Genomic DNA, 17,079 nt, shown 5'->3' with positions numbered 1-17,079 from the left:
TTTGAATGTGAAGGAACTAGCGGCAATGGTGCGTTACGCTACGCTAACGCACCCTACACCCGCCCCGACTTGACCAATGACAAATGACAAATAACGAATGACGTTACTTGAACGTGTTCTAGCGTAAACATTGATCCTTATGCTGCCAAAACTTTCTCGCCCAATTGCCTTAAAACTAATTGCTTTATTTCTCATCGGAGTAATTTCTCCCTCACTGTTTATTCAATTTCCCCAAACAGCATTCGCTCAAATGCCAACCCCCGCACCTACTACCTGTGCGGAAATTACCGTCCCGCTAACAGCAGAAGAACAACTCTATGCCCAGACAGCTTGGCAGTATTTTCTCAACAATTATCAGCCCAAAACAGGATTCACCAACTCTAGCAATGATTATCCCTCCGGAACACTCTGGGATATGGGAAATTATTTAATGGCACTGAATTCAGCCCGCTGGTTAAATTTAATTGACCAGGAAGAGTTTGACTATCGCCTGAATCAGTTTTTAACGGGTTTGGAAACGTTAAGGTTATTTGAAGATAGCTTACCCAACAAGGTTTATAACACCGCAACCGGAGAACTTGTTGATTATGCCAATACTCCCATCGAACGAGGAATTGGGTGGTCGGCGTTGGATATTGGTCGCGTATTAGCCGCATTTGATGTAATTCGCACCTGTCATCCTCAGTATGAAGATTGGTTGTCTAAAATTCTTCAGACATGGGATATTAAGCGATCGCTCAAAGATGGACAGCTTTATGGGGCTACCGTTTTACCGGATAATCAAACTCTATTGGTGCAAGAAGGGCGTCTGGGTTATGAAGAATATGCGGCGAGAGGGTATGAACTTTGGGGCTTTAACGTGGCGAAGGCTGTCTCCTTTGAACCGTTTAAGTTGGTCGAGATTAATGGGGTGCAAATTCCTGTGGATACTCGCGATTACCAAACCACCAATGCCAATAACTATGTGGTGAGTGAGTCCTATATTTTAGATGGGATTGAATTTGGCTTCCAGGGAGATATTGCCGATTATGCGGCTAGGGTGTTAGAGGTTCAGAAACGTCGCTATGAACAAACCGGACAACTCACGGCGGTGACAGAGGATAATATTGATCAAGCGCCCTATTTTCTCTACAATACCGTTTATGCCAATGGCGTTCCCTGGGCAACAATTACCGATCGCAACGAGTCTCACTCAGCGTTACGCAGCATCAGCACTAAAGCCGCCTTCGGTTGGCACTATCTCTATCCCGATAATGATTACGCCAAAACGCTGTTTGAGGCGGTGAAAGACTTACGCAGTCCCGATGGTGGCGGGTTTTATGCGGGATTGTATGAGGAAACTCAAGCACCGAATACCGCCTTAACCGGGAATACTAACGGCTTAATTTTAGAGATTCTCTACTATAAAGCCAGGGGTAATCAACCCTTAATTGGCAGCAATGGTGTCAGCGTTTCCACCGGACAACCGGGAAGGGAAGCCGTTGTTTCCCCTAGAACTAATTCCACCTCCACCCCGCCTACGGTGGCGATTCAACCCCTCCCCCCAGTCGGAAAACCGCAGTCCTCAACTTGTCCCCCCCTGGCAATTCCCCTAACCGATGCCCAACGAGGTTACGGGGAGAAGGCGTGGCAGTATTTCCAGGCAACCTATCAACAGAATACAGGCTTGGTGAACGATCGCGGGGATCTCAATGGGGCTACGGTATGGGGATTAGGGGATTATCTGGCAGCCCTCCACGCCGCCCGTACCCTAGATATTATCTCACCGGAAGAATTTAGCGATCGCACTCGTCATCTGTTAGCCGCATTGCAGCAGTTACCCCTATTTGCCGGACAATTACCCCATCGAGGCTATGATACTCAGTCGTTACAACCCATCGACTACGGCGGTAACCCCAGTGTCAAGGGTAGCAGCAATCCCACGGCTGAAGGTACGGGTTGGTCGGCGCTGGATTTGGGGCGACTATTGGCGGCGTTGTATACATTGAAAACCTGTCATCCAGAATACACTGATGTTGTGGATCATCTGGTCTTAGATTGGTCTTATTCTCCAGTCATCCGGGATGGGATACTCTATAGTGCCAGGGTGACACAGGACAACAATGGACGACTGCGAACCCATGTCACGCCCGAAACCCGCCTCGGTTATGTAGACTATGCTACGCGGGCATTTCAACTCTGGGGGTTCAACGTTACCCCGTCTCAGAGTCGCAAGAACTATCCCACAACCCGGGTTGAGGGTGTTCCCGTACCCTTAGCCAGCCCAGAATCCTCCACTGTTAGCAATCCTTTCCTCCTCTACGGCTTAGAATTTGGCTTTGATCCCTCCATGCGGGCGTTAGTACAACCCCTCCTGCAAGCCCAAGCCCAACGCTATCGTCGCACCGGTACAGTCACAGGGGCGGCGACTACCCTACTGGATCAACCACCCTATATTGTCAATAGCACGATTATTGGCAAGGGCAAACCCTGGGCAACTCTGGATGATCAGGGAAACTCGGTTCCCGACAATCGCACCGTGAGTACAGCCGTTGGCTTTGGCTTTCATGCCCTATTCCCGGACAATGACTATACTCATCAGCTATGGGAAGCAATCCGCGATCGCTATAATTCCCAATCTGGCTATTATGAGGGATTTTATGAAAAAACTGGGGAAACTGCCAAGGGATTGAGTGGCAGTACCAACAGTCTGATCCTGCAATCCCTACTCTACACCGCCACCGATCAGCAACCCCTGATTCGCCCCGAAACCGCCCTGAATTCTCCCTGGTGGCAAGCCATAGAAGCGGGGGATTCCGGTCAAGGATTGCCGACGACTGTCCAGCAAACCGCCCAATTCATCAAGGGAACGGTGGGAACCTACTGGCGTTCCACTCCCGTAAAACCCATACCCCCACAAGCCGCGACTGACATCTTGGCTAACCTGGCTGCACCCCGTTTAACTCCAGCCGATCAAATCGCCGCCCAGCAAGCGTGGCAGTATTTTGAGCAAAACTGGAATCCGCAAACGGGTTTCATTAATCCGGTAGAGAACTATCCCTGGGCAACGTTTTGGGATATGGGGAGTTCAATCCTGGGTATCCATGCTGCTTATCAATTAGGACTAATTCCTCAACACCGATTTAATACCATGATTGATCGGATGTTGCAAACCCTAGAAACCCTGCCCATGCCCACCACCGGATTACCGGATAAAATTTATAACACCCAGACTGCCCAAATGCAAGGGAAAAATGGTTGGTCAGCCTTAGATATTTGCCGATTTTTACTCTCATTACATATCTGGCGATCGCACTACCCAGAATACCGCGATCGCATCAACCAAATAATTGAACCGTGGCAGATTTCCCAATTAGAAAAAGAGGGGTGGCTTTACGGCAATAGTCCCACAGCCAATCAACCGATCCGTTTGTTCCAAGAAGGACGATTGGGGTATGAGCAATATGCTGCCCACAGCTTACAATTATGGGGAATTGAAGCTAAAAATGCCCTGCAACATCCCCCCATTCAAACCCTTGAAATCGATGGGATTTCCCTAGAGATTGACCAGCGCAATTTCGCCAATTCCAACGCCAGTAACTATCTTACCAGTGATCCCTATCTTCTCTGGGGACTAGAATTAGGATTACCCGACTCCGCCAAACAGCAAGTCCAAAATTTACTCCACGTTCAGGCACAACGGTTTGCACGCACAGGCATTTTAACGGCGGTGAATGAAGATTCCCTCGACCGCAAACCCCACTTTTTATACTACAGTGTTTACGCCAATGGTGAACCCTGGAACATCGTCGATAGTCAGGAAAAGCCCTATCCTCACTTACGATTTTTGAGTACCAAAGCCGCCTTCGCTTGGAATGCTTTACTGCCGAATCACCCCTATACCCAGACATTAAGAGCAACCGTTGAGAATTTAGCGGATCGCGATCGCGGTTTCCTGGCTGGGCGTTATGAAAATTCTCAGCTTGGAGACAATGCTGTCTTTAATGTTAATACCAATGCCATTATTCTAGAAAGTTTGCTTTACAAAGCACGGGGAGAACGCCCATTAGCGTTTTAAATACCTAATCTTCACTCTCCCCAGACGTGCCATGCTACGTCTCGACAAGCTGTCCCAGCCCTGTTTAAATTCTACTCACAATGACCACCTCTATTTCACTTCTAGAAAACTCCTCTGTTTTTTTTGGCAACATTCGCTCCCGCCTCAAAGAACGAACATTACTATTTCGCTATTTAGCCGAAATCAACTTAATTTTTGGTGCTTGGTATCTCCACTGGCGAATTACTCATTCGATTAATTACAATGCGCTGTGGCTATCCATTCCCCTACTTCTCGCCGAAATTTACTGTTACGTGGGCGGTGTCATGTTTCTGCTAGGATTATGGCGACCCATCGTTCACAACGTCCGCTCATTGTGGCAACTCAGCCCACCCTTACCCCCGGCTGAATTTCCCACCGTGGATATATTTATTACCTGCTATAATGAACCCCCGGAATTAGTCGAAAACACGACACGCGCTGCTTTAGCCCTCAATTATCCCCTGACCAAACTATCGGTTTACGTTCTCGATGATGGCAATTCCCCAGACTTGCGAACCATGACCGAAAAACTCGGGTTAGAGGACTTACAATCGCCAATGTTGCAACAAGAAGCCGAGCGGATTAATGGCGAGCGATCGCAGTTAGACAATCGCCGCCAGCAACTGAAAAATTTAGCCCGAGAAATTTCTAATACCGAGCAATTTTTAGACTCCTTCCAACTTACCGTCAATACCGACTTTAATGCGTTATCTCAAGTTTTATCCTGGTTCGAGCAATTACGCCAACCCAGAATTCCTAACTCCGTCTGGTTAGAATGTCAAACCGTACTCGCTGAAGGATTTGATAACGCCATTTCCCATGCCCATAAAAATCTGCCGCCAGAAACGCCAATTAAACTGGAACTATCTATTTTCACACAATCGATAGAAATACGGATTTGGGATCAGGGAACCGCCTTTGATTTAGAGGGACATGTACTCAATAATTCTAATCCAGTCGATGAAACCGCAGAACGGGGGCGTGGCGTCAACATTATGCATCAAGTTGCCGATTATTTGAGTTATACGCGCACCTTAGATAATCGCAACTGCTTGCTCATGATTAAATCCTATTCTCCCCTGTCCGAGGTTGAAAATGATTGTCCTTCCTATCCCGTCACCAGTCATCTCAAAAGCCTGCGGAATTGGCTGCGCGTCTTACATCCCACATCCCACAACTTGAGCAGTAATTTAGCTGCTGAAATTAGAACCGTAGAAAAAGCGATTTACCACAAAGAATTAGAACTCAGCAACTTAGTTCGCTGTCGCTACATCGCGCGTCCCAAACCCAAAGGCAAACCTCACCATGCCAAAGCGGGTAATATCAACTACGCGATTTTTTCCGGCGAAACCTCAGGCGACTTTATTCTTACCCTCGATGCGGATCACATTCCCAAACCGCAATTATTACAACGAGTTCTGCCCTACTTTTACACCTACAATTTCAATACCGGAAAATACGAAAGCAATCAAATCGCCTTTGTCCAAACCCCCCAAGCCTTCTATAATATCCCTCCCGGTGATCCCTTTGGACATCAAGCCCACTTATTCTACGGACTAATTCAACAGGCGAAAGATGGCATGAATTCGGCGTTTTATACTGGAACCAATGCCGTATTAAGGCGCGAGGCATTAATTAGTGTCGGCTTGCAAAACTTTGCCGATGAATTCGCCGTGGATCAAAAACGGTTAGCCGAATTTGACTTAGTGGGTGGTGTTTCCAGTAACAGCATTACCGAAGACATGAATACCGCCATGCGCCTCCATGCAGCAGGGTGGAAATCTGCCTATCACCATGAAGAATTAGCGACAGGATTAGCCCCCGATGACTTAAGTTCTACCCTCAAACAAAAGCTACGTTGGGCGCAGGGAACTCTACAGGTTCTGGTGCGAGAAAATCCCTTCAGTAAACCGGGGTTAACCTTTTGGCAACAGTTACACTATTTTCAAACCATGTACAGCTATTTTTCTGGCTTTGCTACGGTTGTCTTTCTCATCTGTCCCATTATTTATTTCTTCACCGGAATTATTCCTGTGCAAGCTTATGGAGATGAGTTTGCCATCCACTTTATTCCCGCCTTTATTCTCAACCGTTTAACCTTTATCGCCGCAAGCTGGGGGATTCCCGCCCGGGAACTGTGGCGTTCTGAGCAATACGCGATCGCGTTATTTCCTCTGTTTATCCAAGCGGTTTGGAGTGTCTTCACGGGACGCCCGATTAAATTCCAAGTCACGCCTAAGCAGCGTCAATCTGGAATGTATCTTCGGTTAGTTTTGCCACAGTTAACGATAGTTATACTCACAATTATGGGAATACTATGGTGTCTGTATCGATTAGCCATTGGAGAATTAGAGAATCCTGGACTTTATCTAATTAACGGGCTTTGGGCAGTTTACAGTTTGTCCCTGTTATGGGTAATTATTCGAGCCGCTGTCTGGCAACCCAAAGCTAGCCGTAACTAGGTTATCAGTTATCAGTGATCAGTTATCAGTGATCAGTTATCAGTGATCAGTTATTGGCAGATGGGCGAATTGTAGGGGCGGGTTTCACTACTATCGTTTTTTACGCACCCTAATGTCACTAAACCCGCCCTGTCTAAATGACAAATGACAAAGGTCAAAGTAAATTTATTCACAACCAAGGAGTCATGCAAATGAGTACAACCATTAAAATTGTTCAACCTGCTGGTATCTTAGATGGCGTAAGCGTCAATCAACTCCGACGTGAAGTCAATGATGTTGTCGAAAGTGGAGCAGATATTGTCTTAGTTGACTTTCAGGATGTTACATTTATGAACAGTACAGGGTTAGGGGCTTTAGTTGCCACGCTAAAAACAGTTCAGGCGGCTGGCGGTCAACTGTTTATCTGCTCGCTTTGTGACCAAGTTAAGATGATTTTTGAACTAACAAAAATGAATCGCGTGTTTAAAAGTTTTGCCAATCGAGAGGAGTTTGAGCGTCAGATTGCTCCTGTCAGTTAATCACAATTGACAGGCAAATCTAAATGTAGGGGCGGGTTTCGTTATTCATTAGGTGCAATAGGTTAGTATTACCTAGCAGCCAATCCAAATGTAGGGGCGGGTTTAGGAACTCAAGTAACGGGAAAATCACTACATTGAATACAAAACCCGCCCTGCCAAAATTTTGAACCTAACCGATAACTTCGTGCCTACTACGAACCCATTTTTTTGTAGTAGGCTGGTGGCATTCTTGCACAAGAAGAGGGCGGGTTTTGTTTTTCAGTTAGTTCTGAGTAGCCGATTTTAGTCCCTAAACCCGCCCCTACAAATTGTCCCCCATCTCCCAGACGTTCCACCGGAACGTCTCTACTACCCCCATCTCCCCTCTTGACAGGTGTGTCTAGTGTGAGATAGCTTAAATATAACTAAATAGTAATTTAGTGAATAAACAATGCAAAACAGCCCAAGGGAGATGAGCTGATGTTATTTCGTCAACTATTTGACAGTGAAACCAGCACCTATACCTATCTCATCGCTGATTTAACCGCAAAAGCAGCCATTTTGGTCGATCCGGTCAAAGAACAGGTGGATCGCGATCGCAAACTCCTCGATGAGTTGGGATTAACCTTGCAGTATTGTCTAGAAACGCATATTCACGCCGATCACGTTACCGGAACAGCGCGATTGCGGGAATTGACGCACTGTCAGGGTGTGGTTCCTGAAAATGCCTCGGCGACTTGTGCTGACCGCTTTCTGGCGGATGGTGAGGTGTTAATGGTGGGGTCAGTTGAGATTCAGGCGATCGCCACACCGGGTCATACCGATAGCCATAACGCCTATTTAGTGAATCGCGATCGCGTCCTCACCGGGGATTCACTGTTAATTCGGGGATGCGGTAGAACTGATTTCCAAGGCGGTGATGCCAGCACACTATTTCATTCCATAACTCAAAAGTTATTTAACCTGCCCGATGAGACGCGGGTGTATCCCGGACATGATTATCACGGACATACCGTATCCACCATTGGCGAAGAACAGCAATGGAATCCCCGATTAGCGAATCGCGATCGCGCCAGCTTTATTGAATTGATGAATAACTTAAACCTTCCTGATCCGAAGAAGATTATGGAAGCGGTTCCCGCGAATGAACGCTGTGGCAAAGTAGCGGTTAAATCATAAAGGAACAGGGATTCCTGTAACCATCTACACCAATACATTCAGTTAGACAAGTTCTGCACATAGATAAGGAGAAAAACTCATGGTTTTAGCTAATGCCAATAACCTCCAAGAAATAGACGCCCAAACCTTAAAACAATGGCTGGATCGTCAACAAGTAATGTTGATTGACGTGCGGGAACCGGGCGAATATGCCAGTGAACATATTCCTGGGGCAAAATTAATGCCACTGTCTAACCTGAATCCCGCCGATGTTAAACCAGAAACCAATCAACAGGTTGTATTGTACTGCCAAAGCGGGAATCGCTCGAAACAAGCCGCCCAAAAACTCTTTGACTCTGGATTTGAATCGGTGAATCATCTTCAAGGCGGATTACCAACCTGGACATCCGCCGGATATCAGACTCAAGTCAATAAAAATGCGCCAATTAGTTTATTCCGACAAGTGCAAATTGTAGCAGGTACATTAGTGTTTACGGGAACCGTATTAGGTGCGTTTGTCTCGCCTTGGTTTTTGATTTTAAGTGGTTTTGTTGGTGCAGGATTAGTCTTTGCAGGGGTGAGTGGAACCTGTGCCATGGGTATGTTATTGGCAAAACTTCCTTACAACCAACGGGTTTAAATATGATAGGTCACTGATTTAAGGTGGGTGGGCAATGCCCACCCTACAGGGTGTTGAATAATTAAAAATGACCAAGGACATAAGACAAATGACTACTTGGATAATTGGGCTAATTCTTGCCGCCGGAATTGGTATTAGTTTAGGGTTAATGGGGGGTGGCGGTTCGGTGCTAGCTTTGCCCATTTTAGTGTATGTGATGGGGGTGGAAGCGAAAAGCGCGATCGCGATGACATTGGTTATCGTGGGAACCGTTAGCTTGATTGGAGTTATTCCTCACTGGCGACGAGGGAATCTGAATTTCAAAAAGGCGTTTATGTTCGGCGCGGCGACGATGGTAGGCGCGTTTTTGGGGGCAAAGTTAGCTTTTTTTGTCAGCGGAACATTCCAGATTCTTCTCTTTGCGGTAATGATGATCATTGCGGCGGGATTTATGATCCGCAAAAGTAGTAAACCGACGAAACCCGATAACAACTTGCAGTATTATCCTCAACCCCTGTGTAAATATTGTTGGGTATGGATGCTAACGGAAGGGTTAGGTGTGGGCGTATTGACGGGTTTAGTCGGGGTTGGCGGTGGATTCGCGATCGTTCCAGCGTTGGTATTATTAGGAAATACGCCGATGAAGGAAGCGGTGGGAACGTCATTATTAATTATTGCCTGTAACTCGGTGGCTGGATTTCTGGGATATTTTGGACAGGTTCCCCTAGATTGGGGGTTAATGGGTTCATTTATTGTGGCGGCGAGTGTGGGAATTATAGTTGGGTCATATTTGGCACAGTATGTCAAAGCTCAACAATTACAGAAAGCCTTTGGTTATTTTTTAATTGCCGTAGCCGCGTTTATTTTAGTTCAAAATCGTCAGGTTTTCACATCTGGACAGAATCAGACGGAATCAAGCAGGCAGCCAAATATTCAGATAGCTTATCGATAAATTTTAGATGTTATAGATGTTCGTTAGCACTTGACTTTTCCTGTCGTTTCAGGTATTATTTCATCATGGGAAAATGTGCCGTCCTATAGACCCTAATAATCCCAAACCTGTCGGGTGGGTTAGGCGGTACTTAATAGAGAAAACAAATCCTTAAATTAGATATCCGCCGTCACCCACCAAGTTATCGTTGTTAACAGATGAACTAACGATAATTCAAAGACGGAATCAAGCCGGGAAGGAAGCCAGGGGCTCAGATAGCTTATCGATAGATTTGAGATTTTATAGGTGTCCATTTAGGCTTGACTTTTCCTGTCGTTTTAGGTATTATTTCATCATGGGAAAATGTGCCGTCCTATAGACCCTAATAATCCCAAACCTGTAGGGTGGGTTAGGCGGTACTTAATAGAGAAAACAAATCCTTAAATTAGATATCCGCCGTCACCCACCAAGTTATCGTTGTTAACTCTGTATTCCCCGTTGCCTGTTGCCTGTTGCCTTTTCCGCTACAGTTAGCAGTAAGCTGGTTTACGGCGTTCGTCACAATTGATTATGGCAACCATCAACGATAACTACCTGAAACTCAAAGCAGGCTACCTGTTTCCCGAAATTGCCCGCCGGGTGAATACCTTTGCTGAAGCGAACCCGGATGCCGATATCATTAAACTGGGAATTGGCGATGTTACCGAACCCTTACCCGAAGCCTGTCGCACAGCGATGATTCAGGCGGTAGAGGATATGGGGAATCGGGAGTCTTTCCGAGGCTATGGACCCGAACAGGGGTATCCCTGGCTGCGGGAGAAAATAGCCGCCCAGGATTTCCAGGCGCGGGGATGTCAGGTGGATGCATCGGAAATCTTTATCTCCGACGGTTCTAAGTGCGATACGGGCAATATTCTGGATATTTTTGGCAAAAATAACAAAATTGCTGTAACTGACCCCGTTTATCCCGTCTACGTGGACACGAATGTGATGGCGGGACATACTGGAGAGGTGAATGAGAAGGGTGAATTTGAGGGATTAGTCTATTTGCCGATTAGCGCCGAGAATAATTTTACCGCAGAGATTCCCTCTCAGAAGCTGGATTTGATTTATCTGTGTTTCCCGAATAATCCCACAGGCGCTACCACGACTAAGGAAAACTTGAAAGCGTGGGTAGATTATGCCAAAGCGAATGGGTCAATTATTTTCTTTGATGCGGCTTACGAAGCGTTTATCACCGACGAGAGTTTACCCCATTCTATCTATGAAATTGAGGGAGCGCGAGATTGTGCGATCGAGTTTCGTTCCTTTTCTAAGAATGCGGGATTTACCGGAACTCGTTGTGCGTTGACGGTGGTTCCCAAAACCTTAACCGCAAAAGCATCGGATGGTTCAGATGTGGAACTTTGGAAGCTGTGGAACCGCCGCCAGTCTACCAAGTTTAATGGTGTCTCCTATGTTGTCCAACGGGGGGCGGAAGCGGTTTACTCAGAAGCAGGAAAAGCCCAGGTGAAGGCGTTAGTTAGCTTTTATTTGGAAAACGCAAAAATCATTCGTCAGAAGTTAACGGAAGCGGGATTAAGTGTGTATGGCGGAGTTCATGCACCTTATATTTGGGTGAAGACACCCAATGGTTTATCCAGTTGGGATTTCTTCGATAAGTTACTGCAAACCTGTTATGTTGTCGGAACACCAGGTTCTGGATTTGGCGCTGCGGGTGAAGGCTATTTCCGAATTTCGGCGTTTAATAGTCGGGTGAATGTGGAAGAGGCGATGAAGCGGATTACCCAGAAGTTTAAGGTGTAGACTCTAGCAGAACCCCGACTTCTTCAAGAAGTCGGGGTTCTATAAGCTGTCATGCATTTATAGCAGTACGCTCTCGCGTAGTTACAGTACAAATGTTCCAAGGCACTCCTGATAAAGCCTCCATGTCTAATGTGTAAATACACGCCTAGCGTAGCGCTATAAATTGGGTATTAGTAGCGAGCAAGATGCTCGCACTACAATGATTTTGCAATTATAGTTTGCCAAATCCGTACAGGTTGGATTGTGCTATTTGATTCAGATGATTGGCACACCCACTGTTGCTCACTTTCCCTCGTGGAAAGTCTTCTGCTTTCTCCTGCGAAGGAGAGATGAACCAGTGCCTAGAGTACCTAGAGCTAAGAGTCCGAGAGTGGAAGTAGGATCGGGAACCGAAGTAGACTCAGAAACTAAACTGTAGGTTACATCGCCTTCAAAAACCCCTACACCACTACCAATGTTTCGATATTCAAATTCGGATTGACTTGCTAAGAAAATTGATGGTCCAAATTCAAAACCAAATGCATCTTTTGTTCTCAATGCCAAACTGTCTTTTCCCCATTGAGGAAAAATACCACCCACCCAAAAAGGAGGTGTTGTTCCTTGAATACATAAATCAGTATACTGACAGGCTACATCGTCTAAAGTATATTCCAATCCATCAAAATAAAACTCAAATTCTGTTAGAAAGAATTCCTCAGAACCATAACCAAAACCGACTGGTGTCGATTCATTGTCATAACTAAAAGAGCCAGTAAAACTCTGCCTAATTAGATCTCCCGATGTAATATCAACGGTAAATTCATAAGTAATTATGCTAGCCTGAACTGGATTAGCTTCAGTTAATAAGAAGCCTAAAGCTAAGCTAGTGCTGGCTGCAATTGTGGTCTGAAAGTGGTGGTAATGTTTCATATTCATGGCTATTGACAATTTTAGAGTGTATAAAAATTTTACATCTTCTCTTGCAAAGAAAACTTGCCAACGATTTGTAGATTAACTTGAAAACGATCAGATAATCCACGGCGTTCTAGTGCCTGAGAAATTGCCTTGTGTGACAGAAGCATTTGTTCAATTTGTTTGTCGTGAGAGAGGCTGTTAGGGTGGTTGCGATAGTAGTAGAGTGGTCGCTTGACTTGCCACACTTGTGTTACCTCAGAGAGGCGCAAGCTAAGAGGGCAGAACTTACCCACAAATAACTATTGGTTATTTTTCAGTGCTTTTTCTTCTTTCTCAGCTTCAGGTGAAGGCTGGGTTAATTGGTCGTAGTCTAAACTCCAGTATTAAGTGCCAAAAGCGCTTGAAGCAGGGGGAGCAAGAGAATGGTTCTCTCGCTGGCTCTTTCTCCTGTTAATCGGGTAGGGTAACGCTACCCGCCCAGTTTAAGTCAATCCTTTTATTCCGCTATACCTTTATCAACTGAGATGTCCGATTCGGGGGGATTTTCTACCGTGAGATAAAGCTGATAATCAATCGGTTCATCCGCATCAGATACCACAACAAACTCATAGAACCCCGATTCTGGTAATTCCCCAGAAAAGCTGTGCTGGCGTGAATCTTCCAGGAAGATTGTATTGCCTGTAGGACTATAGATTGATAATAAGGCGTCGGCGTCACTGGAGAGATCCACATCCATAAACTGATCGGCTGCTAACTCTGCGGTAAAGGCTTTGCCTTCTCCAGGTTGCAGGGTTCCACTCATTTGTGTGCCAGTATCACCCCGTTTAAACACAATCCGTTCTAACGCCTCTCTGGATTGCAACACTTTGACGCTATCCGCAACCGTGGCTTGCCAGATTTGACCTATAGGTTGATCCAGAAATTCCGATCCCGTTTCGCCTTCTTGTTTGGGGAAGACGCGGAAAAATTTGGCATCGGCGATGTCATATAACGCCCGACTACTCACACGTAGACGATTGACTTGACTTTTCCAGCGATCGCGATCGCTCTCATCATAACTGCCTAAGTCTCGCTTGGCTTGACGACTCAGATCAAGCTGTTCAATCTGGGTAAGTACATTTGCTGCGATTCTATCCCAGGCTTCTCGGAGCCTAGCATCTTCTGGATCGGTACTTAATGGAATTCCCCGTTGTCTGGGATACTCATTCCAAAATGCTTCATCGACTAAACCGACATAAAAGTCATAATCGATACCCAGATTCATCCGTCGCTGTCGCAAGGCTTGCTTGCGTTGTCGTTCTTCTAGCGAAAAGTCGGAGGAGGGTTCAGGTTCGTCATCATCCTCTGGTGAAATCACTGGGTTCTCAAAGTCCTCTACTGTCGGCGTAGCATCGGGTTGATTAGATTGCAGTTGGCTGTCAATCCAGAGATTACCCGCCCACCAGCCAAAGCCACCGGCTGCCAGAATTAACCCTAATACTAGGAGCAATTTCCCCAACCAGCCTAAAGCGGCGTTATTATTGCCACTGGGCGCAGACCTGGGAGCCACAGGGGTAGGGGGGGAGGGTGGCGGCGGTGCAACCTGAGCTGGTGCAACCGCTACAGTTGCTTGAGTCTGCGGTGATGGTGGCGGCGGTGGAGAGTATGCCTTTGGGGGGGACTGAGAATTCAGCATCTGTAAGACTTGGTTCGCGCTTTGGGGGCGATTACGGGGGTGGGGTTGCAGTAGTTGTTCGAGGACATGGCTAAGGGTGGGGCTAAGGGGAGTGGCACTAAAGTGCCGACTACGATCCCAGGTTAAGGTGTGGGGATCGATGAATTCAGAGGGTTCTTTCCCGGTGAGTAACACTAAGACAGTTGCCCCTAAAGCGTACAAATCGCTACTGGCAGAAACAATCCCCCCTTGCATTTGTTCGTGGGGGGCATAACCCACTTTACCCAAGCGCGTGGCTGTAGCGGGGGATGATGCCATCACCTGAGAGGCTACCGTAGCCGCGATTTGCTTAACTCCACCAAAGTCAATCAGTACAGGCAATCCATCCTGTTGACGAATGATCATATTCTCCGGAGAAATATCTCGATGAATTACGCCGAGGGAGTGGATATAGTCCAAAACTGGTAAGATTTGGCGTAATAATTTGAGAATTTCGGTTTCGTTAAACCCTAATCCCTGATTCCGGCGTGCCTCCAAGATAGCCCGACAGGTTTGTCCAGCAATATAGTCCTGAATTAAAAATAGGCGTCCTTCTCCCTGCTTCTTCACCCGCAGCAGTTCTCTAAATTCAGGGATTTGGGGATGTTTCAGCTTATAGAGAACCCCAGCTTCCCGTTCAAACAGTTCTGAGGCTTTCTGGAGGGCAAACGTCCCTTGCACTTGCGGGGCGAATTCCTTTAATACACAAGCTTCACCAAAGCGATTCAAGTCTTGGGATAAATAGGTGCGTCCAAATCCCCCATGTCCCAATTCCCGCACAATCCGATAGCGTCCCGCCAAAGCTACTCCTGACTCCCTGTTGCCATTTTCTGCTTGCTCCAGTTTCTCACCACAGTGGAGACAAAAGCGACTATTCGGGGGATTTTCGTGACCGTGAGAGCAATTTAAGGGCTTCATGAATCCAGAAGTGGGCGACGTGAGTGAAGAAGGCGGACGGTGGGCAATAGAGGAATGACCACTAAGATCATTACATGGTAGTCATTGTAGCCTCTGGATTTTTCTGGACTTCTATCATGTCCGCGTCAACCTGCGGACTAGCGCCGTCTCCTGAACTCGCGGCAGACTACTGGGGAGCCAGTCTAGGATAGCCCAAAACGCTCAAGTAGGTCAGGAGCGATCGCGAAATCCAACACATTATTCTAAAACCCGTGATACACCGTAGGGTGGGCATTGCCCACCAGCTAAAATTTAGGATTAGTTGGGTTCGTAGTAGGGGCTTCAGCCCCTAATTTCTTTCATGGGCATCAGGCTAATCCATCTTGCTAAGATGTGCCACGCCACTACTGAAATCGGTTGAATCGGGCGCACGTCGGTGCGCCCCTACGGTTTCCATTCATCTTGCGTAGGTAAAGTAAAATAACACTTGTGAAGCCAACGGGGATATCAAGTCAATATTAGGAGTGTTTTATGCACCTGCAACGAATTCGAGTTCCTGATTTTCGGGTTTTAAAGGATGTTGACATTACCTTTGAAAATGATTTTGTACCCCGAATTTTTCCATTAGGCAGTCTAAATGGTGGCGGCAAGAGTACACTACTGCAATTAATTTTTACTCTCCTTCACTGTTCGACTGATCCAGAAAAGAAACCTTTTTTGCAAAATTTGCTAGATGGATTCAATATTCGTGAAGGTTCTCCTAAGAGGACTTTGGCTATCATTGATATTTGGGATAAGGACAAAGTTGTAACCATCGAGTTTTTTGTGTGCCAAGACTCTGACATTAAAAGTTGCTTGTCATTAAATGATAAGCCAGAATCTATTTACAATTCATGGTTAAGTTTTTCTGTTCCAGAAGATTTAGAAGATTTAAATTCTAAAATTTCCGTTGTTGAAACAGAAATTGCAAAACTTGAAAATATTAAAATGACAATTTATCCAAACGACGATAACGATGTTCTGGACAATCAAGAAGTTAAATTACCTAGAGAGATTCAAGTAATATTAAATAGTTTAAAAAACAGTAAAGTTTTCCCTCAAAAAATGGTAAGCAGCATTGAAAAGATTCCAAGAATACCAATAACCTACATCATAAATGCATGTAGAATAAAACTAAACCAATATGGTGGTTTGATTCAAAAGCTTGAGTCTGCTTCATCACAAATACAAGAATACATAAAGAAGGAGCGGTTGCTACTTATAGTTAACTATAAATCTAATAAAAACGATATAGTCCATGAAAATGTTTTGCTTTGCAATATGAATTATAAGGGATTAAATGTTGATGATATGGACGATAAAATTAATGAGATTGAATCAATTTTACGCCATTTGTCACAGAAAATATTTCTTGCCGCCCCTTCAACTCAAGTGTTTCTTTTTATGGAACAAGAAAAGCGAAGTTTATTATTTAAAAGCAAAGCGATTGAATCTAAGAATTATTATTTGCAAATTCAAGCTGCTAAATCTCAACTCATGAATTTATTTACTTATGATTTTCTAGCTGTAGACATTCTGATACAAGCTTTTAAAAATGCTTTTGAGCGAGATATCACAGAAGCTATAGAAACGGGGGATTATGGCAATCATTATCATAACCTAAAAAATAAGTTAAATCAGATGTTGTTCAATAAAAAAATAAACATAGATAAAGACCTTAATGGAGTGAACTTCACACTAGATAGGAATGGGGAGACTATCGAACTCTCCCCCGAAGACCTTAGCCATGGAGAGTTGAAACGGTTAAGCATTTATATGTGGCTCAAACATCATAAGATAGAAGATGCCATTGTATTGATGGATGAAATAGAAATCGCTTTCCATCCCGATTGGCAATATCAAATCATTCGAGACTTACAAGAATGGGCACCGAACAATCAATATATTCTGGCAACCCACTCCTACGAACTCTGCCAAGCCTTAACTCCTGCCCATGTGAAAGAATTAGAACCTAAACTTATCAAGCAAGACCCTGAAAACTAGA

General features: G+C 45.5%; 11 protein-coding genes. 8 read left to right on the top strand and 3 right to left on the bottom strand.

What is annotated here, in order from left to right:
* Positions 1-139: 139 nt before the first annotated feature.
* From RIB93_RS10430 to RIB93_RS10420, 3 genes are all read left to right on the top strand, one after another.
* Positions 140-4,057, top strand: coding sequence for a DUF3131 domain-containing protein (locus tag RIB93_RS10430; RefSeq protein ID WP_446372714.1), 3,918 nt, complete (start codon positions 140-142; stop codon positions 4,055-4,057).
* Between the two features lie 80 nt (positions 4,058-4,137).
* Complete coding sequence (locus tag RIB93_RS10425; protein ID WP_446372713.1) at positions 4,138-6,540, top strand: glycosyltransferase family 2 protein; 2,403 nt, start codon at positions 4,138-4,140, stop codon at positions 6,538-6,540.
* Positions 6,541-6,731: 191 nt separating this feature from the next.
* Positions 6,732-7,058 (top strand): STAS domain-containing protein, encoded by a 327-nt coding sequence (locus tag RIB93_RS10420; RefSeq protein WP_446372733.1) that lies wholly within the window; start codon positions 6,732-6,734, stop codon positions 7,056-7,058.
* Positions 7,059-7,249: 191 nt separating this feature from the next.
* Here the strand turns inward: RIB93_RS10420 and RIB93_RS10415 are convergent, their stop codons facing one another.
* A complete protein-coding gene (locus RIB93_RS10415) occupies positions 7,250-7,393 on the bottom strand; it encodes a hypothetical protein (RefSeq protein ID WP_446372712.1) in 144 nt (47 codons plus the stop codon).
* 124 nt (positions 7,394-7,517) lie between these two features.
* Here RIB93_RS10415 and RIB93_RS10410 point away from each other — a divergent pair, with 124 nt between their 5' ends.
* The 4 genes from RIB93_RS10410 to RIB93_RS10395 all read left to right on the top strand — a co-directional run bounded on the left by RIB93_RS10410 (position 7,518) and on the right by RIB93_RS10395 (position 11,551).
* The gene (locus tag RIB93_RS10410) at positions 7,518-8,216 is read left to right on the top strand and encodes an MBL fold metallo-hydrolase (RefSeq protein ID WP_446372711.1); all 699 of its coding nucleotides are present in this window, start codon (positions 7,518-7,520) and stop codon (positions 8,214-8,216) included.
* A gap of 79 nt (positions 8,217-8,295) precedes the next feature.
* The gene (locus RIB93_RS10405; RefSeq protein WP_446372710.1) at positions 8,296-8,835 is read left to right on the top strand and encodes a rhodanese-like domain-containing protein; all 540 of its coding nucleotides are present in this window, start codon (positions 8,296-8,298) and stop codon (positions 8,833-8,835) included.
* Positions 8,836-8,923: 88 nt separating this feature from the next.
* Positions 8,924-9,766 (top strand): sulfite exporter TauE/SafE family protein, encoded by an 843-nt coding sequence (locus RIB93_RS10400; RefSeq protein ID WP_446372709.1) that lies wholly within the window; start codon positions 8,924-8,926, stop codon positions 9,764-9,766.
* A gap of 549 nt (positions 9,767-10,315) precedes the next feature.
* Entirely contained in the window at positions 10,316-11,551 is a 1,236-nt protein-coding gene (locus tag RIB93_RS10395; RefSeq protein WP_446372708.1) for an LL-diaminopimelate aminotransferase, read from the top strand.
* 282 nt (positions 11,552-11,833) lie between these two features.
* Here RIB93_RS10395 and RIB93_RS10390 read toward each other — a convergent pair whose 3' ends face one another.
* Positions 11,834-12,466, bottom strand: coding sequence for a PEP-CTERM sorting domain-containing protein (locus RIB93_RS10390; RefSeq protein ID WP_446372707.1), 633 nt, complete (start codon positions 12,464-12,466; stop codon positions 11,834-11,836).
* 475 nt (positions 12,467-12,941) lie between these two features.
* Positions 12,942-15,056, bottom strand: coding sequence for a protein kinase domain-containing protein (locus RIB93_RS10385; RefSeq protein WP_446372706.1), 2,115 nt, complete (start codon positions 15,054-15,056; stop codon positions 12,942-12,944).
* A 510-nt stretch (positions 15,057-15,566) separates the two neighbouring features.
* Here RIB93_RS10385 and RIB93_RS10380 point away from each other — a divergent pair.
* Positions 15,567-17,078, top strand: a complete 1,512-nt coding sequence (locus tag RIB93_RS10380; RefSeq protein ID WP_446372705.1) for an AAA family ATPase — start codon at positions 15,567-15,569, stop codon at positions 17,076-17,078.
* Position 17,079 lies beyond the last annotated feature (1 nt).

The sequence above is a fragment of the Coleofasciculus sp. D1-CHI-01 genome (genome assembly GCF_040218875.1).
Taxonomy (GTDB): domain Bacteria; phylum Cyanobacteriota; class Cyanobacteriia; order Cyanobacteriales; family Coleofasciculaceae; genus Coleofasciculus.
Note: the sequence above shows the minus strand (reverse complement) of the source record. Positions and strands in the feature narration are given on the sequence as shown.